We start from the raw sequence: 24,995 nt of genomic DNA, 5'->3' as shown, positions 1-24,995 counted from the left end.
AGCTCCCTCGCCACGGGGCCTGTCGCTTTCCAGGTAAACCTAACAGTTCTGCTAGTTCCCCCTCTGCATCCGAACTTCGATAATCCCACGGAACCTCACCCGAACGAGGCCAATACCTGGGCCACGGCCAGGTACAGACCTTCGGGGATTTTCTGGTCGAGTAGTAAACCGATCGCGTCTGCGCCGCGGATTCGAGCAGCGCCACCTCATTAGCATTCATTCGGCTCGACGCACCCGGTGACTCACTCCGCTGTCAGTATCTGCTCCGATGTGATCGGGCCGAAAGCCAATTTCCAGCCCTTGACGTAACGCGTCCCCCTGTACATTTGCACACCCTCCACTTCAAGCTGTTCCTGGCTGGCGTACATGAACGCCACCTTCGAATCCGGCGCCTTGATGTCGGGCAACGAGGCTTCGGAGAGGCTGACCTCGTGGCTCTCCATCACAGTGAGTGCCCATTGAAACCGGATGAGCGGAAGATCCGCAATCGTGATGAGCCGCTTGGGATCTTCCCAGCGAAAATCGCTGCGCGCCGCAAGTCTCAATTTCCCGTCAAGGGGCTGGAAAATCGGCTTGTGATAACGCCGCTCCAGGCCCCCACTCGACCACCCATCGAAATAACTGTCAGACCGGGTGAAGATACTGAACAGCGCCTCGTTGCTATCGATCCTGCCAGCCTGGCCAGCGAAGTAATCGAAGGAAGTGTGATAGGCCAGGCCGTCCAACTCAGGCCGAATGGCATTGGTCGCAACCTCCAGGTAATTCGGCACGTACTTGTTCGCCGCGTCTTTGAAGCGCGCAAACTCAAGCATCAGATCAAACGTGAACGCACAAGCGATGGCCCGTTCGCCGACATTGGCCTCGACCGCTCCCGACACAAAGTTCAGTTCCATGCCTCCAAGCTTTTTGTATTCGCGAATTGTCATGTCATGCCCCTGGGTTGAGTGAGCCTCCAGGAGCATTACATTGATAGGGGAAACGGCTGTCTACTGTCAGGTCTGACAGGTACAGGGGCTACTAGGCGCTCGTTACAAGCCGGGAGGCAGCCTTCGGCCCGCCCCACCAGCGACATCAACGCCAGTGCTCTCTACGCCAGACTGACTCAGGAATCACGCCGCAGATCCGGCGGAATCGGCAGATCCTTGAGCGGTTCGGGGCGTTTGCCCTTGCCGGCACGGTGCTGGCGGATCTGGTAGACGTAGGCCAATACCTGGGCCACGGCCAGGTACAGGCCGCCAGGGATTTCCTGGTCGAGTTCGGTGGAGTAGTAAATCGATCGCGCCAGTGCCGGGGACTCGAGCAGCATCACCTCGTTGGCCACGGCGATTTCACGGATCTTCAGTGCCAGGAAGTCACTGCCCTTGGCCAGCAACACCGGCGCGTTGCCTTTTTCGGGGTCGTACTTGAGGGCGACGGCGTAGTGGGTCGGGTTGGTGATGACCACATCGGCGTCGGGGATCGCCGCCATCATCCGCCGCTGGGAGACCTCGCGCTGCAATTGACGAATGCGCTGCTTGACCTCCGGCTTACCCTCCGCGTCCTTGTGCTCGTCGCGCACTTCCTGCTTGGTCATCAGCAGTTTCTGCTTGCTTTGATACAGCTGGATCGGCACGTCGATGGCGGCAATCAGGATCAGGCCGCAAGCCATCCACAACGTACTCCAGCCCACCAACTGCACGCTGTGGATAATCGCCTGCTCCAGCGGTTCGTGAGCAATGCGCAGCAAATCGTCGATATCGGCCTGCAGCACCGTCAGCGCGACGAACAAAACCAGCAGGAATTTCCCAAACGCCTTGAGCAACTCCATCAGCGCCGTGGTGGAAAACATGCGCTTGATCCCGGCGGCCGGGTTCATCCGGCTGAATTTGGGGGCCAGGCTACCGGCGGCGAACAACCAGCCACCCAGGGAAATCGGCCCGATCACGGCGGCCAACAGCAAGCAGATCAGAACCGGCTGCACCGCAAGGATCGCAATCTTGCCCGAGTGCAGCAAATGCTGGGACATGGATCCCGGAGAGAGCAGCACCTCACGGGGCAGGGAGAAATTCAGGCGCATGATCTCCAGCAGGTCCAGGGCCAAGCCGCCGCCATAAATCAGCAACCCGCCCGCCCCGGCCAGCATCACCGCCAGCGTGTTGAGCTCCTTGGAGCGGGCGATCTCGCCCTTTTCCCGGGATTCGCGCAGGCGCTTTTCCGTGGGGTCTTCTGTCTTGTCCTGACCACTCTCGCTCTCGGCCATGGTTCAGCGCGCCTGTGCCATGTCGCGTAAAAGCTGCAAGGCCTGGGTGGCCAGCGGCTGATATTGATTGAGGATATCCCCCAGGCTGACCCAGAAAATCACCATGCCCAGCACGAGGGTCAGCGGGAAGCCAATGGAGAAAATATTCAATTGCGGCGCCGCACGGGTCATCACGCCAAACGCGATGTTGACCACCAGTAACGCGGTGATCGCCGGCAATACCAGCACCATCGCCGCACCCAGGACCCAACCGAGCTTGCCGGCGATTTCCCAGAAATGATTGATCAGGAACGCACTGCCCACCGGCATGGTGGTAAAGCTCTCGGTCAAGACCTCGAACACCACCAGATGCCCATTCATTGCGAGGAACAACAGGGTCACCAGCATCGTCAGGAACTGACCGATCACCGCCGTCGTCACGCCGTTGGTGGGGTCGACCATGGACGCGAAGGCCATGCCCATCTGGATCGAAATGATTTGCCCGGCCACCACGAATGCCTGGAAGAACAACTGCAGCGAGAACCCCATCAAGACACCGATGAGAATTTGCTCGGCCACCAACATCAGTGCGCTGAGGTCCAGGGCATTGACCGGCGGCATCGGTGGAAGTCCGGGCGCGATAACCACCGTGATCGCCAGGGCGAAATACAAGCGCACACGCCGCGGCACCAGGGTCGTGCCGAAGATCGGCATGCTCATCAGCACCGCGGTGACGCGAAACAGTGGCAGGACGAACGATGCCACCCAGGAACTGATCTGGGTGTCCGTCAGCGCGAGCATCGACATCAGGTCAGCCGATCAACTGCGGAATACTGCCGTACAGCTGCAGGATGTATTCCATGAAGGTTTGTACCATCCAGGGGCCGGCGACGATCAGCGTCACCAGCATCACCAGCAGGCGCGGCAGGAAGCTCAAGGTCTGTTCGTTGATCTGGGTCGCGGCCTGGAACATCGCCACCAGCAACCCCACCAACAGACTGGGGATCACCAGGATGGCAACCATCATGGTCGTCAGCCAGAGCGCTTCACGGAACAGGTCTACCGCTACTTCAGGCGTCATATCGCCCTCTCCGCACAAAAGGCCTAAACACCGCCGAAACTGCCCGCCAGGGTACCAATGATCAGCGCCCAGCCATCCACCAGCACAAACAGCATGATCTTGAACGGCAGGGAAATGATCAGCGGCGAGAGCATCATCATACCCATGGCCATCAGCACGCTGGCGACCACCAGGTCAATGATCAGGAACGGGATGAAAATCATGAAACCGATCTGGAACGCGGTTTTCAGCTCGGACGTCACGAACGCCGGCACCAGGATGGTCAGCGGCGCCTGGTCGGCGCTGGGGATGTCGGTGCGCTTGGACAGGCGCATGAACAGCTCCAGGTCACTGCTGCGGGTCTGGGCCAGCATGAAATCCTTGATCGGCACCTCAGCCTTGGCCACAGCATCCTGCGCAGTAATTTTTTCTGCCAGGTAGGGTTGCAGCGCATCCTGGTTCACCCGGTCAAACACCGGCGCCATGATGAACATGGTCAAGAACAGCGCCATGCCGGTGAGGATCTGGTTCGAGGGGGTCTGTTGCAGGCCCAGGGCCTGGCGCAGAATCGAAAAGACAATGATGATCCGGGTGAAACTGGTCATCAACATGACGAACGCCGGGATGAAACTCAGCGCGGTCATGATCAGCAGGATCTGCAGGCTGACCGAGTATTCCTGGGCCCCTTCGGCATTGGTCCCCAGGGTGATCGCCGGAATCGACAGCGGGTCGGCGGCGAACGCCAACGGTGCGGCCAGCATCAGGGCCAATGCCAACAGAATGCGCAACGGCATTACTTTTTATCCTTCTGGTCTTTCCCCAGCAGCTCCATGAGGCGCTGGGCAAATTCGGGGCTGGCCGGCTCGGTGGAGGGTACCTGCACCGGCTCCTTGAGGACGTGCAAGGCGGTGATGGTGCCCGGGCTCAGGCCCAGCAGGATCTGCTCGTTGCCGACCTGCACCAGCACCAGCCGGTCACGCGGCCCGAGCGCGCGGGAGCCGACGATGTCGATGACCTGGCCCTTGCCGCTCGGCCCCGCCTGTTGCACACGGCGCAACAACCAGGCGAGAAAGAAGATCAAGCCCAGCACCAGCAGCAAGCCGAGCACCAGTTGCGCCAGTTGCCCGGCGATCCCACTGCCTGCCGCCGGCGCAACGGCCGCCGTGGCAACCGGTTCGGCCGCCAGCACGCTCAATGGCAGCATCAACGCTGCGGCGAAGAAACCTTTCACTCAGCGCAGCTTCTTGATGCGTTCGCTCGGACTGATCACGTCCGTCAGGCGAATGCCGAACTTCTCGTTGACCACCACCACTTCGCCATGGGCGATCAAGGTGCCGTTGACCAGCACGTCGAGCGGTTCGCCGGCCAGGCGGTCCAACTCGATCACCGAGCCCTGGTTGAGCTGCAGCAGGTTGCGGATGTTGATATCGGTGCTGCCCACTTCCATGGAGATCGATACCGGGATATCGAGGATCACATCCAGGTTCGGCCCATCCAGTGTGACCTGTTCATTGCTCTTGGGCACGCTGCCGAATTCTTCCATCGGCAGGCGGTTGGAGCCGTGATTACCGCTATCGGCGGCCAGCAAGGCATCGATGTCAGCCTGCCCGGCGTCGCCGGTTTCTTCCAGGGCCGCAGCCCATTCGTCGGCCAGCGCCTGGTCATCCTGGGTGTTCATATCGTTAGCCATCATTTGTCCTCGGCGGGCAAAAATCAGTAAAAAACCTAAATCCGTTACAAACTTAAGAAGTTGACACCGCTCAGCGGCGTTCGATCGGCTCGATCACCTGCAACGCCAGGTTGCCTTTGTGAGAGCCCATCTTGACCTTGAAGGCCGGCACGCCATTGGCGCGCATGATCATGTCGTCGGGCATCTCCACCGGAATGATGTCCCCCGGCTGCATGTGCAGGATGTCCCGCAGACGCAGTTGACGCCGGGCGACCGTCGCGCCGATCGGCACGTCGACGTCGAGCACGTCCTGGCGCAACGCGTTGATCCAGCGCTCGTCCTGGTCGTCGAGGTCCGACTGGAAACCGGCGTCGAGCATTTCGCGCACCGGCTCGATCATCGAATACGGCATGGTCACGTGCAGGTCGCCGCCACCGCCATCGAGTTCGATGTGGAAGGTCGAGACCACGATGGCTTCGCTCGGCCCGACGATGTTGGCCATGGCCGGGTTCACTTCCGAGTTGATGTACTCGAAGTTCACTTCCATGATCGCCTGCCAGGCTTCCTTCAAATCGATGAAGGCCTGTTCCAGCACCATGCGCACCACTCGCAGCTCGGTCGGGGTGAATTCACGACCCTCGATCTTGGCGTGACGACCGTCGCCACCGAAAAAGTTGTCCACCAGCTTGAACACCAGCTTGGCGTCGAGGATGAACAACGCGGTGCCGCGCAACGGCTTGATCTTCACCAGGTTGAGGCTGGTGGGCACGTACAACGAATGCACGTACTCGCCGAACTTCATCACCTGCACACCACCGACGGCCACGTCGGCCGAGCGGCGCAGCATGTTGAACATGCTGATGCGGGTGTACCGGGCGAAACGCTCGTTGATCATTTCCAGGGTCGGCATGCGTCCGCGAACGATGCGATCCTGGCTGGTCAGGTCGTAGCTTTTGACGCTGCCCGGTTCAGCAACGTTTTCGGTCTGTACCAGACCGTCGTCGACACCATGCAACAGCGCGTCGATTTCATCCTGGGACAGCAGGTCCTGCACGGCCATGTCGTGTTCCTACTGCAATACGAAGTTAGTGAAGAGCAACTGTTCGATCACCACTTTGCCGAGCTCTTTCTGAGCCACTTCCTGCACGCTGGCCGTGGCTTTCTGGCGCAGCATTTCCTGGCCGACGGGCGTGGCCAGGGTGTCGAAACTCTGTCCGGAAAACAGCATCACCAGGTTATTGCGGATCAGCGGCATGTGCACCCGCAGCGCTTCCAGGTCAGCCTGGTTACGCCCTTGCAACGTAATGCTGACCTGCATGTAGCGTTGACGACCGTTCACGGTGTAGTTGGCCACGAAGGCCGGGGCCATCGGTTCGAAAATCGCCGGTTGCTTGCCCACCGGCGCAGCCTCGACCGCCACTGCCGGCTTGCTCTGAGCGCTGTGCATGAAATACCAGGTCGCCCCCACGGACACACCGATCGCCAGGAGCAGACCCACAACGATCATGATGATCAGCTTGAGTTTGCCTTTGGTTGCAGGGTCTTTTACAGCTGCTGCTTCGCTCTTCGCCATGCCAATAATCCGTCACTAATCGGGGTTTTCACTGTTGCACGGCAAGGCTGGAGCAAGTGTTATGCCAGAAGTGTCGGTACTGAGGATGGCGGGCACATGCGATCTTCAGTTCCCATAAAACCAATATGGGAGCGAGCTTGCTCGCGATAGCGGTGGCTCAGTCCCTGCGAGGGTGACTGATAGTCCGCTATCGCGAGCAAGCTCGCTCCCACAGGGGAGAACGTCGCTGGATCAGGCGTAGTAGTCGACCGCGCTGGTGCCAATGACGCTGGTCGTGGTGGCGGCCACGTCAGCGATGCTGGCCGGGCCAGCGTCATCCGCTGCATCCGCTCGTCCGCCAGATGCCGTGGTACGCCCGGCCCGGGCCTGTTGCTGGGCTTGCTGCTCCTGGTTCTGCGAACCCCGGGATTGATCCGACACGCTGACGTCGACCTGGCCCATGCCCTGCTGGGTAAAACTCTCCCGCAAGCGATGCAATTGGCCTTCGAGGGCTTCGCGAACGCCGGAGTGGGCGCTCATGAACGTGACCTGGGTCTGCTGGTCCGGAACCATGTTCACCCGGATATCCAGGCGCCCGAGTTCGGCGGGTTGCAACTGAATGTCAGCCGCCTTGAGATTGACGCTGGACAGGTACATCACCCGGTTGACCACCTCTTCGGTCCAACCGCTCTGATTCATCGCGATAGGTTGGTTGACCGGCACCGCGTTGGCGGTTTTAGGTGTAGCGGCCTGAGTCAGCGCGGCCAGGCGGTTGGCGAAATCATCCACGCGGGTGTCGCTGGACGCGGCGCCCAGGTCCTTGAGGCCCTCGCTGATCAAGCCGCCGAAGGCCTTGTCGCCGCCCTGGCTGCCGGACTCGGTACTGTTCTGATCGGCTTGCACGCTGAGCATGCTCGCCATGCCGGCGGCAAAGGTCTGCGCCGACGTCGGCTCACCGTCGAGGGACGCTGGGGCAGCGCTCTTGGGTTGCGCCTGGCTGGTCGCGGAAACATGGCCGCCCTGCTCCATCGCCAAGCGCAAGGCGGGCAACGCGTCGAGTGGGTCGGCCTGTGGGTCGAAGGCTGGATCGATTACCGGGACCGCTGGCTGGGCTGGCGCGGCCAATGGGACAGCCGGCGCCGCGACTGCCGTAGCGACCTGGGCCTCTGTCGTGACCACCAAGGGAGCAGGCTCCGCCGGGGCTGTCGCGACGGGCACCGTCATCTCCGGCAGCAAGCCTGGGTCCAGGCTCGGATCGACCGGAACCGCATCCGCCACCGGTGTTTCAGCCGAGTCGGCGCTGGCATCGCTGGCGGCCTTGTCGTCGCTGCTGGCCGGTTTGTTCGCGGGCAAGGGTTTGCCGCTATCGGCAACCGTCGGCTCCGGGGCGGCAGGAGTTTCGTTGCCGGTGTCTTTTTTGACGGTATTATCGGCGGCTTTGTCGCGTGCCGATTTAACCGTAGGCTCCGGGGCCGTCGCTTGGGCAGGCGCCTGCTTGGCGAAGACTTGAGCGAAGCTGGAGGCTCTACCCCCGAGGTCCGGGGCCGCTGCCGGTGAATTGACGGCGGCCTGGGGCTTGGCCTGGACAGAGGCCTGCAGCAGTGAATTAGGGGTAACGGGCATAAAAAGGTCTCCGCTGCACTGAAATCATAGGTACAGTCGAGACTAGGCAATGCAAGGCACGGGCCAACGTTGTCCGGCCGTCAAATTTCAGCAGTGGAAACCTTCACGCTCTTCCCGGCAAAGCTTGCGGACATGGGCGAATTCACTGTCGATTTCGTTGACCAGCTTCTCGATACCACCCAATGACGGCTGCTTGGCACGTTGTTCCAGTTCGCCGCACAACTCGGCCAGGCGGATGGCGCCCATGTTGCTGCTGCTGCCCTTGAAGCTGTGGGCGGTGGCGCTCAATTTTTCAGCGTCCCGTGCCTCATGCAGCACGCGCAGGCGAGCCTCGGAGTCGTTGAGAAACGTATCCAGCAACTCCAGATACCCCTCCTCCATGACTTCCTTCAACGTGCTGAGCACGTCGCGGTCCAGATGAATCTCGTTCACTTGTTCGCTCCCTGATCAAGAATGGCCCCAATTATGCCAGAGCCTCCCAGAAAAACTCCACGCGCGCACTACGACCATCGTCTGACCAACTGGCCTGGTGACTCAACTGGCGTACCAGGCTCACGCCGCGCCCCGACAACCGATCACTGTCCACCGGTCGCGCCAGCACCCGGGCGACATCGAACCCCTCGCCACTGTCTTCGACCTCGATGGCCAGGCGACCGCCCTCGCCGTTTGGCGTAACGTGCAAGTGCACCCGCACGTAACCGTCGCTCAGTTCATCCAGGCGCGTATTGCGCTCCCTATAGTAGCGGGCAAAACCCGTCGCATCACGCTTGAGGCTCGAGTCGAGCCCGAGCACCCCGTGATCCAGGGCATTGGAATAGAGCTCCGACATGACACTATAAAGGGCGCCACTCTGCGCCCTGAGCCCATGCACCTCAAGCAGCAACTGCAACAGATAGGGCATCGGGTTGAAGCGCTTGAGCGTCTGCGCCCGGAACTCGAAGCTCACCGACCAGTCCAGCGGACTGGACTGCCCGCTATCGGAATAGACCGGTGGAGGCGGATTGAGTTGCGTCGGTGCGACCAGTCGCAACTCAACCATGCTGAAGTCATCCCGCGACTCACCGCCAAAGTCTCGCAGGGCCTGCTGGATGTCCTCAAAAAGACAGTCAGGTTCACGGTTGGCCGAAAATACCTGTTGCAACCGCTCCACGCCAAACGGTTGATCATCGCGATCACTGGTTTCTATTACGCCATCGGACAACAGAAACACCCGGTCCCCCAGGGACATCGGATGCACTTCGGTACGGTCATCGAACAAGTGCGGCGTGAGCACGCCCAACGGCAGGTGCCGCGCCGGTAATGGCGTACGTTCGCCGCTGAGGCTGTCATGCAGGTAACCATCGGGCATGCCGCCATTCCAGATCTCCACCGTGCAACGCTGGAAACTGAGGCACAACAGCGTCGCACAACAAAACATATCCACCGGCAGGATGCGCTTGAGCTTGGCGTTCATCTCCCGAAGGATCTGCGCCAGGCCGTAGCCTTTGGCCGTCATGCCATAAAACACCTCCGCCAGCGGCATCGCGCCGACCGCCGCCGGCAAACCGTGCCCGGTGAAGTCCCCCAGCAGGACGTGCATGTCGCCGGCCGGGTTGAACGCGGCCAGCAGCAAGTCGCCGTTGAACAAGGCATAGGGCGATTGCAGGTAGCGGATGTTTGGCGCACTCAGGCAGCCGGAGTGGGCGATCTTGTCGAACACGGCCTTGGCGACCCGTTGTTCGTTGAGTAGATAGTCATGGTGCCGGGCGATCTGATCACGCTGCTCCACCACCGTGGCCTGCAACCGGCGCAAGCGGTCCATGGCCTTGATCTTGGCTGCCAGGATTACCTGGTTATAGGGCTTGGCCAGAAAGTCGTCGCCGCCCGCTTCCAGGCAACGCGCCAGGGCTTCGCTCTCAGTCAGCGAGGTGAGGAAAATGATCGGGACCAATTGATCCCCAGCCAGCTGCTTGATTCGCTGCGCGGCTTCGAAGCCGTCCATCACCGGCATCATCGCGTCCATCAGCACCAGATGCGGACGCTGTTCCAGATAGGCCTCGACCGCTTCTGCGCCATCAGCCGCCGTGAGCACATGGTGACCCTGGCGGCGGACAATGGTCGACAACAGCAGTCGATCAGCGGCACTGTCTTCGGCAATCAGGACCGTCAGTGGCTCCGACGACGATTGCATGGCGATCAACTGATGTCGAACAGCTTGTCGAAATTGGAGATCGCAAGGATTTTCTTGACGTCGGAGCTGCTGTTGACGACCCGGATGTCCGACGCGTCGCCACCGGCATGATCGCGCAACAGCAAGAGCATGCCCAAGGCGGAACTGTCGAGATAAGTGGCTTCTTTCAAATCCACCACGATGGAGTCAGGTTTCTTGTTGAGCCGCTCATAGGACTCACGAAACTCCTGATGCCGCCCGAAATCGAATCGACCTTTGATCGAAATCGTCAGCTTATGCCCATCGGGGGATACTTCGGTAACGACTGACATGATCGGCTTCCTTGTCATGGACATACGTGTACAAGGTGTAGCATCTGGTAAAGGTCTGAGCAAGGTTTTGCATCGCTCATCCGACAAAATCCTCGTTTCGCATCAATAGGGATTCTGCCGCGGCAGGCGCTGGGACAATTCATCGAGCAGTTTCTGTTCGCGCTTGTCTTCCAGCTGCCGCGCCTCGTCGATATAGCGCTGCACCAGTTTGCGCAGCCCTTCAACCCGCGCAAACGCCTCTTGCCAGCTCTGGCGAGCTTTCTCCAGATTGTTCTGGTGCCAGACCAGGCTCTGGCGCTGCTGGTCGATGGCGGTGCCCAGTTGTGCCAGGAACCCCTGGTAACCCAGCAACCATTGCCCGGATACCCCGTGGCTGCCGCGGGCAATCCACTGCTCCTGGTATTCAAGTCGAAAGTTTTCAAGGTCCGCCAGCTTGCTCTCGGCAACGGCCACTTGCCCCTGAAAATACGCCAGTCGCTGGACGGCGGTCTTCTCGGCCTTTTCCGCCATGTCCACCACAGGGGCCAGGCGCGCCGCACGACTCGTGGCCATGGCCGGTTACGTGCCTGAGACCGGAGCGAAAATAGTCTGCAGGTGCGCTTCGCTGGCGCCCATGCCGATGTTGTCGTTCAGGCTCTGGCGCAGGTAAACGGCCATGGCCGGGTAAAGGCTGATAGCGGTGTCGGTCTCGCGGTCACCGCCGGGCACATAGGCACCGACGCTGATCAGGTCACGGCTTTGCTGGTAGCGCGACCAGTACTGTTTGAACTGCTGGGCCCGCTTCATGTGTTCAGCACTGATCACCGACGGCATGACCCGGCTGATGGACGCCTCGATGTCGATGGCCGGGTAATGCCCTTCTTCAGCCAGGCGCCTGGATAGCACGATGTGGCCGTCGAGTACCCCCCGGGCCGAGTCGGCGATAGGGTCTTGCTGGTCATCGCCTTCGGACAGCACGGTATAGAACGCGGTGATCGAACCGCCGCCCTTTTCCGCATTGCCGGCGCGCTCGACCAGTTTCGGCAACTTGGCGAAGACCGAAGGCGGATAACCCTTGGTGGCCGGCGGTTCGCCGATGGCCAGGGCGATTTCCCGCTGGGCCTGGGCGAAACGGGTCAGCGAGTCCATCAACAGCAGGACATTCTTGCCCTTGTCGCGGAAATACTCGGCGATGCGCGTGCAATACATGGCCGCTCGTAAACGCATCAATGGCGCATCGTCCGCCGGCGAAGCCACCACCACCGAGCGCTTGAGCCCTTCCTCGCCGAGGATGTGCTCGATAAATTCCTTCACCTCACGACCCCGTTCACCGATCAGCCCCACCACGATGATGTCGGCTTCGGTGAAGCGGGTCATCATGCCCAGCAGCACACTCTTACCCACGCCGGTACCGGCAAACAGGCCCAGGCGCTGGCCGCGACCGACCGTCAACAAACCGTTGATGCAACGGATGCCCACGTCCAGCGGCACGCTGATGGGGTCACGCTTGAGGGGGTTGATCGTCGGGCCGTCCATCGGCACCCAATCTTCGGCCTTCATGCCGCCCTTGCCGTCCAAGGCCCGTCCGGCCCCGTCCAGCACGCGCCCGAGCATGCTCATGCCCATGGGCAGGCGGCCGTTATCGGCCAGGGGAACCACGCGCGCGCCGGGGGCGATACCGGCGACGCTGCCCACCGGCATCAAGAAGACCTTGCTGCCGGAGAAGCCCATGACTTCGGCTTCGACCTGCACCGGGTGGTAGCTGTCGTCGTTGATCACCATGCAGCGACTGCCCATGGCGGCACGCAGGCCCTCGGCTTCGAGGGTCAGGCCGACCATGCGCAGCAGGCGGCCTTCCAGGATCGGTTGGCCGGCCAGCTCACTGGCCTCGGCGTAGCTGCCCAGGCGCTTGCCGAAGCTGGTTCGCTCAAGGCGCATCGCGGCTGTCCAACGCAGAAGCATCCAGTACAGAAGCGTCCAATTCAGGCACCTCCACCTCCCCATCGGCCGGCGCGGTATCAGCACCGACCAGGGGCTCGTCCGGCAACTCCAGGCTCAGGTCGGCGGCGGCCGGGTGCAGGGCCTGTTCGTGCAGTTGGTCGAACAACTTGGCCATGATCTGGCTGATACGGGTTTCAACGGTGGCATCGATGCGGCTGTGTTCGGTTTCCACACGGCAACCGCCTGGCAGCAGCGCCGCGTCCTCGACGATGCGCCAGGTTTCTTCATGGCGCTCGCGCAGGGCCTTGACCAGTTCGAAGTCCTGGGGATTGATGTACAACCGCACGTTGCCCACGCCCAACGGCAATAACTTGAGCGCTTCACGCATGACGTGTTCGATCTGGCTCGAATCGATGGCCAGTTCGCGCTGGATCACTTGTTTGGCGATGTGTTGCACCAGGCCCACCAGGGCTTTCTCGATCTGGGTGTCCTGTTCGGCGATGGGGTCGAACAGGTTGAGCATCAGCGATTCCAACGCACGGAGCTTGGCCGTCAGCGCCACATCGGCTTCCTGGCGGACTTTGAGCGTGGTGCTGTGGAAGCCTTCCTTTTCACCCACGGCAAAGCCTTCGTTATAGGCTTCCTGGCGAATGCTCTCGACTTCCTCGAGGGTCAGTGGCTGGACTTCTTCCAGCGGCACTTCCTCCATTTCCGGCAGCTCTTCCACCGGCTCCGGCTCAGGCTCGGGCACGTGGGGGTCAAAGCTGGGCAGCGACCAGACGTCGAAACCTCCGACGTCTCGGCCGCGGATCAGGTCGCTGGGTGCTTCATCACTCTTGGCAGACATAACGACCTTAGATCATCTCTTCGCCGCCCTTGCCACCGAGAACGATCTCCCCGGCTTCGGCCATGCGGCGGGCGATGGTGAGGATTTCCTTCTGTGCGGTTTCCACGTCGCTGACGCGCACCGGGCCCTTGGCCTCGAGGTCGTCGCGCAACAGTTCGGCCGCCCGTTTGGACATGTTCTTGAAGATCTTTTCCTTGACGCCTTCGTCCGAGCCCTTGAGGGCCAGTACCAGCACGTCGGACGACACTTCGCGCAACAGGGCCTGGATACCACGATCGTCGACATCGGACAGGTTGTTGAACACGAACATGAGGTCTTCGATCTGACCGGACAGGTCTTCGTCGAATTCGCGGATCGAGTCCATCAACTGACCTTCGATCGAACTGTCGAGGAAGTTCATGATGTCCGCCGCGCGCTTGATGCCACCCAGGGTGGTGCGCGAGGCATTGGAGTTGCCCGAGAACTGCTTCTCGAGAATCTGGTTCAATTCTTTCAGGGCCGCCGGCTGCACGGTGTTGAGCGAAGACACGCGCAGGATGATGTCCAGGCGCACCTTGTGGTCGAAGTTACCCAGCACTTCACCGGCCTGGTCCGGGTCGAGGTAAGCCACGACGATCGCCTGGATCTGCGGGTGCTCGTAACGGATCACGTCGGCAACGGCCCGTGGCTCCATCCACTTGAGGCTGTCCAGGCCGCTGGTATTGCCGCCCAGCAGGATCCGGTCGATGAGACCGTTGGCCTTGTCCTCGCCCAGGGCCTGGGTGAGCATCTTGCGCACGTAGTCGTCGGAACCGACGCCCAGGCTGGTCTGATCGCCGACGATGTCGACGAACTCGCTCATCACCTGCTCGACTTGCTCACGGTGCACGTTGCCCATTTGTGCCATGGCCACGCCCACGCGCTGGACCTCCTTGGGCCCCATGTGGCGCAGCACTTGGGCGGCGTCGGTCGAACCCAGGGACAGCAGCAGGATCGCGGCTTTGTCGACCCGCGACAATTTGGCAACAGCGGCTCGATTATCACTCATCTGCGTTAATCCACTCTTTCACGACCTGGGCCACACGACCCGGGTCTTCTGCCACCAGACTCTTGATGGCGTTCAACTGAGCGTCATAGCCTTCGCTCGGGCTTGGCAGCAGAATGCTCTGCGGCCCGCCGAGGCTGACGCGATCGTTGGCCAATTCGCCATCCAGGCCGCCCATGCCGCCCAGCTCGACATCACCGAAACCTGCCAACTGCTTGTTCTTGCCGCCACCGGTGATGTTGTTGAGCACCGGACGCAGCACGCCAAACACCAGTACCAGGATAAACAGCACACCCAGTACTTGCTTGACCACATCCCAGAACCAGGGTTGCGAATAAAACGGAATATCGGCGACCACTTCACCGCGCTCCAGGGAGAACGGCACGTTGATCACGCTGACGCTGTCGCCGCGGCTGGCGTCGAAACCGACGGCGTCCTGCACCAGGCGAGTGAAGCGCGCCAATTCGTCGGCGCTCCAGGGCGCACGGCTGGTTTCGCCGTTGGCCGGGTTGACCTTGACCTGATCGTCCACCACCACCGCGACCGACAGGCGATTCAAACGGCCCTGCTGTTGCTTGGTGTGGCTGATGGAACGGTCGAGCTCGAAGTTCTTGGTCGACTGCTGACGCTTGTCGGCCGGGTACGGCGCCAACATCGGCTGGCCAGTGGCCGGGTCCATGATCTGCTGGCCGTTGGCATCAATCAGCGGCTGGCCTGGCTGCACCATGCCGGCGGCTGCCGTGGCGCCACCGGTGGTTTGCGGTGCGCTGGCCGGCGAAGGCGGCTGGTTGCTCAGGGCTCCCGGTACGCCTTGGGGGCCATTGCTGGCGGTACGCTGCTCAGTCACCGACTGTTCGCTGCGCAGCGCCGGTTGGTCCGGGTTGAACTGCTCGGAAGTGGACTCGACAGCGCTGAAGTCGACATCGGCCGAGACTTCGGCTTTATAGCGATCATTACCCAGGATCGGTTGCAGGATGTTGTGCACCCGCTGGGTCAGCATGCCTTCCATGCGACGGCTGTAATCGAACTGCTTGCCGGCCATGGTCAGTGCGGAGTTTTCCGCCTGGTCGGACAGCAGGTTGCCTTTCTGGTCGACCACGGTGATCTGCGACTTGCTCAGCTCGGGCACGCTGGTCGCCACCAGATTGACGATGGCCACGACCTGGCCTGGCTCCAGGGAGCGGCCCGAATACAGCTCGACCAATACCGAAGCACTGGGCTTGCGCTCATCGCGCACGAACACCGAACTTTTCGGAATCGCCAGGTGCACACGGGCGCCCTTGACGTTGTTCAGGCTGGAAATGGTCCGCGCCAGCTCACCTTCCAGGCCGCGACGATAACGGGTCGCTTCCATGAACTGGCTGGTGCCCAGGCCCTGGTCCTTGTCGAGGATCTCGAAACCGATATTGCCATCGGTGGGCGTCACGCCGGCGGCGGCGAGCTTGAGGCGCGCACGAGCGACGTCATCGGCCTTGACCAGCAAGGCGCCGGAATTGGGTTCGACGGTGTAAGGAATGTCGGCGGAAGCCAGGGTCTCCATGACTTGCTTGGCGTCCATGCCAGCCAGGCTGCCGTACAACGGACGGTAGTCTGGCTGCTGGGACCACAGCACCACGGCAAAACCAATCGCCACGCTGGCAGCCAGACCGACCAACAGGCCGACCTGACGCAGCATGGTCATCTCGGAGAGATTTTCCAGGAAGGACAGGCCGAACAACGGCGGTTTGCCGTCTACCGGAGTGGCCTTGGCTGGAACGTTATCAACGGCTGCTTCTGCCATGACTCAATAATTTCCTTAAACCGGCATCTGCATGATGTCTTGGTAGGCTTGAACCAGCTTGTTGCGAACCTGGGTCAACGCCTGAAACGAGACACTGGCTTTCTGCGAGGAGATCATTACATCCGTCAGGTCGACGCCACTTTTGCCAATCTCGAAAGCACTGGCCAACTGGTTAGACGCCTGCTGGGTATCGTTCACTTTATTGACGGCCTGACCGAGCATGTCGGAAAAGCTGCTGCCACCCACCTGGGGGACCGCGACCGATTTAGGCTGGGCCATGGCGTCCATTTGCATGGCCCGCATGTCCAACATCAACCGATTAAATTCAATACCTTGGCTCATGGTCTACTCTCTCTGGCGGCCCGCATTTTTTTGACACTTACTCAGCGGGTATTCAGGTATTAGCAACAAGGGTGCCAGCTCCATGGCGACAGAAAACAATTGCGCGCACCAACCCATCATGTGGGAGCGAGCTTGCTCGCGATGACTCAGTCACATCCGACATCAATGCGACTGATCGACCGCTCTCGCGAGCAAGCTCGCTCCCACAGGGGTTTTGGTGCTGCTTCAACTGGCGAACAGATAGGCCTCGACATCCATGCCAGCGTCGCGCATTTGCGCCAACTTGTAGCGCAGGGTGCGCGGGCTGATCCCCAGGCGTTCGGCCGCCTCCTTGCGACGACCGCGTTCGGCGCGCAGGGTGTCGATGATCATCTGGAACTCGCGGCGCCGCAGGTCATCGCCCAAGGCGCCGGCCGACTCGCCCTCGACGTCCGTCGGCAGTGCGGGGGTTGCGGTCGGTGCCGGTGCCAACGCGGGCAATGGCGCGCAGGCCACCGGGCCGGCCAGGCAGAAATCCTCCGGCTGGATCAAGCCGCCCTGCTGCAGGATCAAGGCCCGCTGAATGGCGTTATCCAGCTCTCGGACATTGCCCGGCCACGGGTAGGCAACCAGACAGGCCCGGGCCTCGGCTGAAAGCCGGGCCGCCGCGTGCTTCATTTTATTGACGTGTTTGTTCAGCAGGCGTTCGGCCAGCGGCAGGATATCGGCGGTGCGCTCTCGCAACGGACGCCAGGCCAGCGGGAATACCGACAGACGGTAATAGAGGTCTTCACGGAAACGCCCTGCCGCCACCTCGCCGGCCAGGTCGCGGTTGGTGGTCGCCACCACGCGAATGTCCAGGCTAATGGGCTTGCGCGCACCGACCCGCTCCACTTCCCGCTCCTGCAATACCCGCAACAGCTTGGCCTGCAGGCCCAAAGGCATTTCGGAAATTTCATCGAGCAGGATCGTGCCACCGTCGGCCTGCTCGAACTTGCCGGCCTGGGCCGCGATGGCGCCGGTGAACGAACCCTTTTCGTGGCCGAACAGTGTCGCCTCGAGCATGTTGTCGGGAATCGCCGCGCAATTGATGGCAATGAACGGCTCCCCGGCACGCCGGGATTGTTGATGGATGTAGCGGGCCAGCACTTCCTTGCCCGTTCCGGACTCGCCGGAAATCAACACAGTTGAATCACTGCGAGCGACCCGTGCGGCCAATTCCAGCAGTTGCGCACTGGCCGGCTCGATAGCCACCGGGCCTTCGCCCTCGACCGCGAGACTGCCCAAGGCATGACGCGCGACCAGGTCCAGCAGTGCTTTGGGCTCGAACGGCTTGACCAGGTAATCCGCAGCGCCCTGGCGCATGGCGTCCACCGCTCGCTCGACGGCGCCGTGGGCGGTCATCAGCAAGACCGGCAGTTGCGGCTGGCGGGCACGCAACAGGCCGAGCAATTGATGGCCGTCCATGCCCGGCATGTTGACGTCACTGACCACCAGGTTGAACGCTTCCCGGCCCACCGCCACCAGCGCTTCTTCCGCCGAACCGACGGCGACGTAATCGTGCCCGGCCAACACCAGCGTATCGGCCAGCGCCTCGCGCAGGGCCCGATCATCCTCAACCAGCAACACCTTGATCGCCATTACTTTCACTCCACCCCTGGCGCGCTGGAAAACAGCGGCAAGCACACCGTTGCGCAGGTGCCACGGCCCAGCCGCGAGCGCAATTGCAATTCTCCCTGGTGGGCACGGGCCACGGCCTTGACCACGGTCAGGCCCAGGCCCGTGCCGGTGGTCTTGGTGGTAAAGAACGGCTCGCCCAGGCGCGCCAGCACGGCCGGTTCGATACCGCTGCCGTTGTCGCTGACCGACAGGCGCAAGGTGTTGTTGCGTGTGTACAAGTGCACTTTCAGCCGGACGTCGCCGCCGCTGGCCTGGATCGCGTTTTCGATGAGGTTCAACACCGCGCCCACCAAGGTGTCGCGGTTGCACAACACTTCACCGACGTGGCTGTCGCACTGCCAGCGGATCGGCAATTCCTGCACATGGGTCAACGCCGCGGCCTGCAGCGATTGCAGCAAGGCCTTGGGGCTGACACGGTCGGTCAACGGCAGCTCGCCGCGCGCGAACACCAGCATGTCGCGCACCTGGTGCTCCAGTTCGTGCAGGCGCTCTTTCAAGCGTCCGGCGAAACGTTGCTGGGTTTCCATCGGCAATTGCTGCTCGGTCAGATGACTGGCATAGAGCAGCGCGGCGGAAAGCGGCGTGCGAATCTGGTGGGCCAGCGAGGCCACCATCCGCCCCAGGGAAGACAGGCGCTCGTGGCGAGCCAACTGGTCTTGCAGGTGACGGGTTTCAGTCAAGTCATTGAGCAGCACCAACTGCCCAGGCTCGGCATCCAGCGAGCGTGTCGAGATGGACAGGCGCCGACCGTCCTTGAGGGACACTTCATGGCCGTCGTCTTCCCGGGGCGCAAAGCAGCGGGCGATGACGTGCCGCCACAGCTCGCCCTCCAAGGGCAGGCCGAGCAACTCGCAGGCCGCCGGGTTGGCTTCGCGCACACGGCCGTGGGCGTCGATGACGATTACGCCACCGGGCAACAGGTCGAGAAGATTTTGCAGGCGATTAGCCAGGCGTTCCTTTTCCGCCAGCTCCTGCATACGCTGGGCGCTGACCACGGCCAACTCGCCCTTGAGTTCGGTGACCCGGGCTTCGAGCAGGCTGTAGGAATCAGTCAGTTGGCTGGACATCTGGCTGAACAGCGAAAATGCCTGCTCAAGTCCAAGCCGGCTTGCCTGTTCGGCGGACGGCAGGTGTCCCGCTTCGGGGACAGGAGACATCTGGGCGGCTTGGGTCATCGTGCTCTCTCGCTTGGCTGACCGTCAGTTAAACGGAACGTTGCGAGGGCTATAGCAATACCCGTGCCGAAAAAAAACCGCCTGAAAATCAGGCGGTTGGAAAACAGGCGTCAATCATCCGCCTGTTCATCTCCTTCGCGACGGCTCATGCCGTACTTGCGCATCTTCTCCACCAGGGTGGTACGACGGATGCGCAGGCGCTCTGCCGCGCGGGCCACGATGCCATTGGCATCGTCCAAGGCCTGCTGGATCAGCCCTTGTTCCAGGCCTCCCAGATAATCCTTGAGGTCCAGGCCTTCAGGCGGCAACAAGGCATTGGCAGTGAAGTCCGGCGTGTGGCCGTTGATTGCCACCCGCTCCTCCAGGTCGCTGCGCAGGCTGTCGACCATTTGCTCGTCTTCGTCGTCGACGTAGCGGAATTTCTTCGGCAGCTCGTTAACGCCGATCACGCCGTACGGGTGCATGATCGCCATGCGCTCCACCAGGTTGGCCAGCTCCCGGACGTTGCCCGGCCAGCCATGGCGGCACAGGGACATGATCGCCGCCGAGTTGAAGCGGATCGAACCGCGCTTTTCGTGCTCCATGCGCGAGATCAGCTCGTTCATCAGCAGCGGGATGTCTTCGACACGCTCACGCAGTGGCGCCATTTCGATCGGGAAAACATTGAGGCGGTAATAGAGGTCTTCGCGGAAACTGCCGACCTCGATCATGCTCTCGAGATTCTTGTGCGTGGCGGCAATGATGCGCACATCGACGCTTTGGGTCTTGTTGCTGCCCACGCGCTCGAAGGTGCGCTCCTGCAGGACCCGCAACAGCTTGACCTGCATCGGCAGCGGCATGTCGCCGATCTCGTCGAGAAACAGCGTACCGCCGTTGGCCAGCTCGAAACGCCCGGCGCGGCTGGTGATCGCGCCGGTGAAGGCGCCCTTCTCATGGCCAAACAGTTCGCTTTCCAGCAACTCGGCCGGGATCGCGCCGCAGTTGACCGGCACGAACGGCGCTTCGCGGCGCTTGGAGTGGTAATGCAGGTTGCGCGCGACCACTTCCTTGCCGGTGCCTGACTCGCCCAGGATCAGCACGCTGGCGTCGGTATCGGCGACCTGCTGCATCATCTGGCGCACGTGCTGGATCGCCCGGCTGGTGCCGACGAGACTGCGGAACAGGTTGGGCTCGCGGTGCCTGCCGCGCTCGCGGGCCTGATCGTACATCTCGCGATAAACCTGCGCGCGGTGCAGCGAATCGAGCAGCTTGCTGTAGCTGGGCGGCATTTCGAGCGTGGAAAGTACTCGGCGGCGCTGGTCTTCAGGCAAGTCAAGGGAAGAATTTTCGCCCATTAACAAAACCGGAAGGAACTCATCCCAGGTTGAGAGTGTCTTTAGCAAGCCCAAAAGCGTTGCGGGAGCATTTACGGTCCCGATAAGGACACAGATGACTTCACGACTGGACGACAATGAGCCGACAGCCTGCTGCCAATCATGGCTTCCGCAGGGTAAATTTTCTTCGCCAAGAAAATTCAGGATCACCGCCAGGTCGCGGCGGCGGACGCTATCGTCATCGATCAGGAGAATTTTGGTTTCACGCCACATGCAATAGCAACTTCCCTAGTCAACCCAATGCCCGAAATAGGGGGCAAGCTAGACGCTTGCAGACTTGTCATGCCTGTAGACGCCTTAAATCTGTAAACAGCTACTAGTTAAGTCAAAAAACCGTGCACAGTCAAATTTATGGCGCAACGGGCTCGGATTAACTGAGCATTAACCGAACAGATGGTAAACCTTTGCAGCGTTCTGTGCTTGATGGATCTGTTGCATCTCGTCGACGATCGCCTGTCGCTCTCCTGTCGCCGCCTCCAGCAATTGCCGATACACCCCCAGCAATTCCTCAAGATTAATCCGCAACGCCGCCTCGTCCACCTGAGACTCGCTCAGCACGTCTTCCATGCAGGAACGGCAAGCCAGATCCAACTGACCGATCGCCTCCCAGTTTCGCTCGGCCAGGGCATCAACCAAGGCATCACGGGTTTGTTCGATTCGCTGCAGGACAAGACTCATGAGAGCACTCCTTAAAATTGCGGACCAGGCACGGCAATGGCATCCCAGCCTTCCTTGACCGTGCGAAGCAGATCGGCGACTTCGTCGAGGATCTTCGGATCGGCCTTGACGTTGGCTTCGGCCAGACGTTTCATCATGTAAGCGTAGAGAGCATCCAATTCAGCGACCGACTCGGCCTGGTTTTCCAGGTCCAGGCCTTCACGCAAACCACCGACGATGCCGATGGCCTTGCTGATCAGAATGCCTCTGTTTGCAATATCCTTGCGCTCCAGCGCGCCCTTGGCCTGGGCGATACGGTCCAGCCCGCCTTCCATGAGCATCTGCACAAGACGATGGGGACTGGCTTCGGAGGTTTGCGCCTGGGCGCCAATCTTCTGGTATTGGCGAAGGGCCAACATCGGATTCATGTTCTACCTCATCAAAAAATCTTCGGTTCGTATAAACAGCGTATCGACGCCGCGTCAAAAAACTTTAGGTCGGAAAGCCGAAAGCCCGGAACGTTGTCAAAACGTTGCCGGGCTTTTTTTGCATCGGTGAAAAATCAGCGGTTTCTCTGTTGCGCGGTCATTGCCTCGAACATCGAGGTAATGTTGCTCGCAGTGGCCTTCAACTTGCCGACCAAGGTGTCCATATCGTTGTACTTTTTAGTCAGCACAGCGGTCAGGGTCACGACCCGACGATCCAGAGCCTCCTGATCGTTCTTCAGGCGGGTCTGGGTCCTGGTCAGCGTCGTGGTCCGCTGATCGAGGATCCCCCCCCTCTCGCTGAAGGGTTCGATCGCCTTGCTCATGCGCTCCAGCAGGCCGTTGGTGCCCGTGAACAACGTCTGCACTTCACCGCTGAGCTTTTTATCGCTCATCGCTGCGCTGAATTTGACGCCATCGAAGTTCAACGCACCCGTCTTTTGATCGGTGGTAACACCCAACTGGGCCAGCGACGTCAGCGCGTCGCCAGCGCCGGTTTCAGACAAGGGCGTTCGAATCGTCGCCAGCAGCGAGCGAGGCAACGCGTCACCGGTCAATTTTGCCGGCACCGTCAGCTTCCCATCACTGTCGAGCGATGGCTTGGTCAGTGCGGTGATGCTATTGGCGATCGCGTTATAGGCATCGACGAACTTCTGGATCGAGGCTTTCAGGCCATCGTTGTTCGGCGCCACGGTAACGGTTGAAGTGCCGCCATCTGCTACTCCGAGCAAATTCAACGTCAACCCGGAAATTGCCGTGCTCACCGTATTGCTCTTGCTGGTCAGCACCATGCCGTCGACGGTGAAGTTGGCATCCTTGGCCAAGGCACTGATGGCGCCCGCCGACGTGGCCGTCAGCGGGGTATTGTCGGCACCCACAACGTTCGTGCCATCGATCTCCAGCCCCGCGATGCCGCTCACCGAGATATCGGAACCTGCACCGGTCGTGGTTGAACCCAGCACCAGGCGCGAACCGAAAGAGTCGGTGATGATGTTCGCACTGAGACCGGCCGCCTTGAGCGAAGAGTCGGCGTTGATCGCGTCACGAACCGATTGCAGAGTGGAACCATCCGGCACATTGAGGTTGTAGTTGACCCCCTTCTGCGAGATGGTCATCGTACCCGATGGAATGGCGCTGGTGGTACCACCAGCGAAGGCCGCCGAAGTGACCTTGGACGCAGTGGCCAAGCTGGTGACTTTGATCGCGTAAGTGCCATTCACCGCCGAATTGCTGGCGGTAGCCGTGAGAACGCCGGGAGCTGAAGATGTCGCAGCAAAACCCGAGAATTGCGGGGTCGTTGTGCTGGACAAGTCCTTCATGGCGGTATTGAAAGCTGCCAACAACGACTTCAGGGTTCCCACCCCGGAGATACTGTTGGTAGTCGTCGTCGTCGCTCGGGTGATCTGACCTTGCTTGGCAGCCTTGTCGGAATCGACCAAGGCCTTGACGATTTCGCCGGTATTAAGGCCAGAGCCTAAACCCAAGCCAGGTAGAATTGGACTTGCCATGTGGGACTCCCTTCAGTGTGTCGCCGGCCTTTTGACCTTTACAACGCCCAAAAGAACATAACAACAAAATTCGTGCCAGTTGTCAGGCTTCGGCGCTGAACAACAAGCTGTTTGCATCATTCAAACTGTTGGCCAGTTTCAGGACTTCTTCGTTCGGGATCTGGCGAATCACTTCACCGGAACCGCTCGCAATCACTTTGACCACTACTTTGCCTGAAGGCTCATCAATAGAGAACTCCAGGTTGCGCTTGACCGACTGGACGAACTTCTCGATTTCCTGAACGGCCTTCTTGAGTTTGTCCTGCTCGGCAGCTGCGTCTTTAGGAACTTCTTTAACCGGTGCCACGGTAGTGGCTTCGGCTGGAGGCTTCTCCACGGGCTTGTCGACCACCGTGGGTGCCGGCTTCGCCGCTGGATAAGACAAGTTCAGCTTCACGCTCATATCCATGTCCATCACCTCTTGAACGGAAAAAGCGAGAGAGCACGCAAGCGCACTCCCCCGCTAAAACTCATCCGGCTATTACTGAAGCAGCTTCAGTACAGCAGATGGCAGTTGGTTGGCCTGGGCCAGAACCGAAGTAGACGCTTGCTGCAGAGTCTGCTGCTTGGTCAGTTGTGCAGTTTCAGCAGCGAAGTCGGTATCTTGTACGCGACCCAGTGCAGCACTGGCGTTTTCGTTGATGTTCTGCAGGTTGGAGATGGTGCTGGCGAAACGGTTTTGTGCAGCACCGAGGTCGGCACGGGCACTGTTGATGGTGTCGATCGCGCTGGTGATTGCGTCCATGGCGGCCGAGAAGTTGGTTTCAGCAACAGCGCTGTCGGAACCAACGATAGTGATTGCCGAGTCAACACCCAGGCTTGCAGCGTCGAAGCTGGCGCTCAAAGTCAGAGAGATCTGGTTGTCAGCACCGGTGTTCGAACCGACCTGGAAGGTCATGGTGCTGGCGGTACCGTCGAGCAGGTTCTTGCCGTTCAGGTTGGTGCTGTTGGCGATACGGGTCAGTTCGTCGCTCATCTGCGAGAACTCTTTGTTCAGAGCGACACGGTCATCTGCGCTGTTGCTGTCGTTACGGGCCTGGATGGCCAGTTCACGCATACGTTGCAGAATGTTGGTCTGCTCCTGCATCGCGCCTTCAGCGGTCTGCGCCATGGAGATACCGTCGTTGGCGTTCTTGATCGCCATGGTCTGACCGCGGATTTGCGAGGTCATACGAGTAGCGATCTGCAGGCCGGCGGCGTCGTCTTTGGCGCTGTTGATTTTCAGGCCGGAAGACAGGCGGGTCATCGAAGTAGAGAGAGCGTCGGAAGCACGGTTGAGGTTCTTCTGAACGTTCAGCGAAGTGGTGTTGGTGTTTACTGTTAAAGCCATGACGAATTCCTCGTTGGTTGGGTACTGCGGCTTCCGGCCCTTGGCAACCGCCGGGGTGTGGCCTAGAGAACCTTCGTAATAGTTATCGTCGGATTAGGAACTTGCTTGAGGGCTTTTTTCAAATTATTTGCTAGCAGACTGCCACCCCTTGCAAAACAAGGGTTTAGCCGCGAACCAAAGCCCGAAAAATGGCGTCAAGAAACCGCAGGATAACGTCGCAGGCAAAAAAATAGCGCCACAGGCCAGCCTGAAG

Annotated in this window: 27 protein-coding genes; all 27 read right to left on the bottom strand. The window is 60.6% G+C overall.

Going from position 1 to position 24,995, the window contains the following annotated elements:
* Positions 1-242 precede the first annotated feature (242 nt).
* The 27 genes from AC3A5O_RS09990 to AC3A5O_RS09860 all read right to left on the bottom strand — a co-directional run bounded on the left by AC3A5O_RS09990 (position 243) and on the right by AC3A5O_RS09860 (position 24,742).
* Positions 243-926 (bottom strand): hypothetical protein, encoded by a 684-nt coding sequence (locus tag AC3A5O_RS09990; protein ID WP_487753161.1) that lies wholly within the window; start codon positions 924-926, stop codon positions 243-245.
* 176 nt (positions 927-1,102) lie between these two features.
* Entirely contained in the window at positions 1,103-2,239 is a 1,137-nt protein-coding gene (gene flhB / locus AC3A5O_RS09985) for a flagellar biosynthesis protein FlhB (protein ID WP_122569003.1), read from the bottom strand.
* Positions 2,240-2,242: 3 nt separating this feature from the next.
* Positions 2,243-3,025 (bottom strand): flagellar biosynthetic protein FliR, encoded by a 783-nt coding sequence (gene fliR, locus AC3A5O_RS09980; RefSeq protein ID WP_122569004.1) that lies wholly within the window; start codon positions 3,023-3,025, stop codon positions 2,243-2,245.
* 4 nt (positions 3,026-3,029) lie between these two features.
* A complete protein-coding gene (gene fliQ / locus AC3A5O_RS09975) occupies positions 3,030-3,299 on the bottom strand; it encodes a flagellar biosynthesis protein FliQ (protein WP_038858957.1) in 270 nt (89 codons plus the stop codon).
* Positions 3,300-3,322: 23 nt separating this feature from the next.
* On the bottom strand, positions 3,323-4,072 hold the full coding sequence (gene fliP, locus AC3A5O_RS09970) for a flagellar type III secretion system pore protein FliP (protein WP_053120292.1): 750 nt from the start codon (positions 4,070-4,072) through the stop codon (positions 3,323-3,325).
* Positions 4,072-4,509, bottom strand: coding sequence for a flagellar biosynthetic protein FliO (gene fliO / locus AC3A5O_RS09965; RefSeq protein WP_122569005.1), 438 nt, complete (start codon positions 4,507-4,509; stop codon positions 4,072-4,074). The genes fliP and fliO overlap by 1 nt, the downstream gene beginning before the upstream one ends.
* The gene (gene fliN, locus AC3A5O_RS09960; RefSeq protein WP_053120289.1) at positions 4,510-4,968 is read right to left on the bottom strand and encodes a flagellar motor switch protein FliN; all 459 of its coding nucleotides are present in this window, start codon (positions 4,966-4,968) and stop codon (positions 4,510-4,512) included.
* A gap of 70 nt (positions 4,969-5,038) precedes the next feature.
* Positions 5,039-6,007, bottom strand: a complete 969-nt coding sequence (fliM, locus tag AC3A5O_RS09955) for a flagellar motor switch protein FliM (protein WP_122569006.1) — start codon at positions 6,005-6,007, stop codon at positions 5,039-5,041.
* Positions 6,008-6,016: 9 nt separating this feature from the next.
* Entirely contained in the window at positions 6,017-6,520 is a 504-nt protein-coding gene (gene fliL / locus AC3A5O_RS09950) for a flagellar basal body-associated protein FliL (protein WP_060738644.1), read from the bottom strand.
* A 231-nt stretch (positions 6,521-6,751) separates the two neighbouring features.
* The gene (locus AC3A5O_RS09945; RefSeq protein WP_487753160.1) at positions 6,752-8,122 is read right to left on the bottom strand and encodes a flagellar hook-length control protein FliK; all 1,371 of its coding nucleotides are present in this window, start codon (positions 8,120-8,122) and stop codon (positions 6,752-6,754) included.
* 87 nt (positions 8,123-8,209) lie between these two features.
* Positions 8,210-8,554: an Hpt domain-containing protein gene (locus AC3A5O_RS09940; protein WP_003199096.1), complete on the bottom strand. Its 345-nt coding sequence runs from the start codon at positions 8,552-8,554 to the stop codon at positions 8,210-8,212.
* A 31-nt stretch (positions 8,555-8,585) separates the two neighbouring features.
* Positions 8,586-10,292, bottom strand: a complete 1,707-nt coding sequence (locus tag AC3A5O_RS09935; protein ID WP_122569008.1) for an ATP-binding SpoIIE family protein phosphatase — start codon at positions 10,290-10,292, stop codon at positions 8,586-8,588.
* Between the two features lie 5 nt (positions 10,293-10,297).
* Complete coding sequence (locus tag AC3A5O_RS09930; RefSeq protein WP_058543552.1) at positions 10,298-10,603, bottom strand: STAS domain-containing protein; 306 nt, start codon at positions 10,601-10,603, stop codon at positions 10,298-10,300.
* 102 nt (positions 10,604-10,705) lie between these two features.
* Positions 10,706-11,155 carry a flagellar export protein FliJ gene (gene fliJ / locus AC3A5O_RS09925; RefSeq protein WP_053182982.1) on the bottom strand — a complete coding sequence of 150 codons (450 nt, stop codon included), beginning with the start codon at positions 11,153-11,155 and terminating at the stop codon, positions 10,706-10,708.
* Positions 11,156-11,161: 6 nt separating this feature from the next.
* Positions 11,162-12,520, bottom strand: a complete 1,359-nt coding sequence (fliI, locus tag AC3A5O_RS09920; RefSeq protein WP_003199089.1) for a flagellar protein export ATPase FliI — start codon at positions 12,518-12,520, stop codon at positions 11,162-11,164.
* Complete coding sequence (gene fliH / locus AC3A5O_RS09915; protein WP_122569009.1) at positions 12,510-13,370, bottom strand: flagellar assembly protein FliH; 861 nt, start codon at positions 13,368-13,370, stop codon at positions 12,510-12,512. The genes fliI and fliH overlap by 11 nt, the downstream gene beginning before the upstream one ends.
* A 7-nt stretch (positions 13,371-13,377) precedes the next feature.
* A complete protein-coding gene (gene fliG, locus AC3A5O_RS09910) occupies positions 13,378-14,397 on the bottom strand; it encodes a flagellar motor switch protein FliG (RefSeq protein ID WP_003199086.1) in 1,020 nt (339 codons plus the stop codon).
* On the bottom strand, positions 14,390-16,174 hold the full coding sequence (gene fliF / locus AC3A5O_RS09905; protein WP_122569010.1) for a flagellar basal-body MS-ring/collar protein FliF: 1,785 nt from the start codon (positions 16,172-16,174) through the stop codon (positions 14,390-14,392). The genes fliG and fliF overlap by 8 nt, the downstream gene beginning before the upstream one ends.
* A 15-nt stretch (positions 16,175-16,189) precedes the next feature.
* On the bottom strand, positions 16,190-16,516 hold the full coding sequence (gene fliE / locus AC3A5O_RS09900; RefSeq protein ID WP_003199082.1) for a flagellar hook-basal body complex protein FliE: 327 nt from the start codon (positions 16,514-16,516) through the stop codon (positions 16,190-16,192).
* Positions 16,517-16,741: 225 nt separating this feature from the next.
* Complete coding sequence (gene fleR / locus AC3A5O_RS09895; RefSeq protein ID WP_122569011.1) at positions 16,742-18,136, bottom strand: sigma-54-dependent response regulator transcription factor FleR; 1,395 nt, start codon at positions 18,134-18,136, stop codon at positions 16,742-16,744.
* 5 nt (positions 18,137-18,141) lie between these two features.
* Positions 18,142-19,350: a sensor histidine kinase gene (locus AC3A5O_RS09890; RefSeq protein WP_122569012.1), complete on the bottom strand. Its 1,209-nt coding sequence runs from the start codon at positions 19,348-19,350 to the stop codon at positions 18,142-18,144.
* Positions 19,351-19,460: 110 nt separating this feature from the next.
* Complete coding sequence (locus tag AC3A5O_RS09885; RefSeq protein WP_003199076.1) at positions 19,461-20,936, bottom strand: sigma-54 dependent transcriptional regulator; 1,476 nt, start codon at positions 20,934-20,936, stop codon at positions 19,461-19,463.
* A gap of 168 nt (positions 20,937-21,104) precedes the next feature.
* Positions 21,105-21,401 (bottom strand): hypothetical protein, encoded by a 297-nt coding sequence (locus AC3A5O_RS09880; protein WP_014337157.1) that lies wholly within the window; start codon positions 21,399-21,401, stop codon positions 21,105-21,107.
* 11 nt (positions 21,402-21,412) lie between these two features.
* Positions 21,413-21,808: a flagellar export chaperone FliS gene (gene fliS, locus AC3A5O_RS09875; RefSeq protein ID WP_122569014.1), complete on the bottom strand. Its 396-nt coding sequence runs from the start codon at positions 21,806-21,808 to the stop codon at positions 21,413-21,415.
* A gap of 134 nt (positions 21,809-21,942) precedes the next feature.
* On the bottom strand, positions 21,943-23,373 hold the full coding sequence (fliD, locus tag AC3A5O_RS09870) for a flagellar filament capping protein FliD (protein WP_487753159.1): 1,431 nt from the start codon (positions 23,371-23,373) through the stop codon (positions 21,943-21,945).
* 82 nt (positions 23,374-23,455) lie between these two features.
* Entirely contained in the window at positions 23,456-23,821 is a 366-nt protein-coding gene (locus tag AC3A5O_RS09865; protein WP_305470237.1) for a flagellar protein FlaG, read from the bottom strand.
* 72 nt (positions 23,822-23,893) lie between these two features.
* Positions 23,894-24,742 carry a flagellin domain-containing protein gene (locus AC3A5O_RS09860; protein ID WP_122569017.1) on the bottom strand — a complete coding sequence of 283 codons (849 nt, stop codon included), beginning with the start codon at positions 24,740-24,742 and terminating at the stop codon, positions 23,894-23,896.
* Between the last annotated feature and the right edge of the window lie 253 nt (positions 24,743-24,995).

This window comes from Pseudomonas sp. Soil_N_39, from assembly GCF_057655955.1.
Note: the sequence above shows the minus strand (reverse complement) of the source record. Positions and strands in the feature narration are given on the sequence as shown.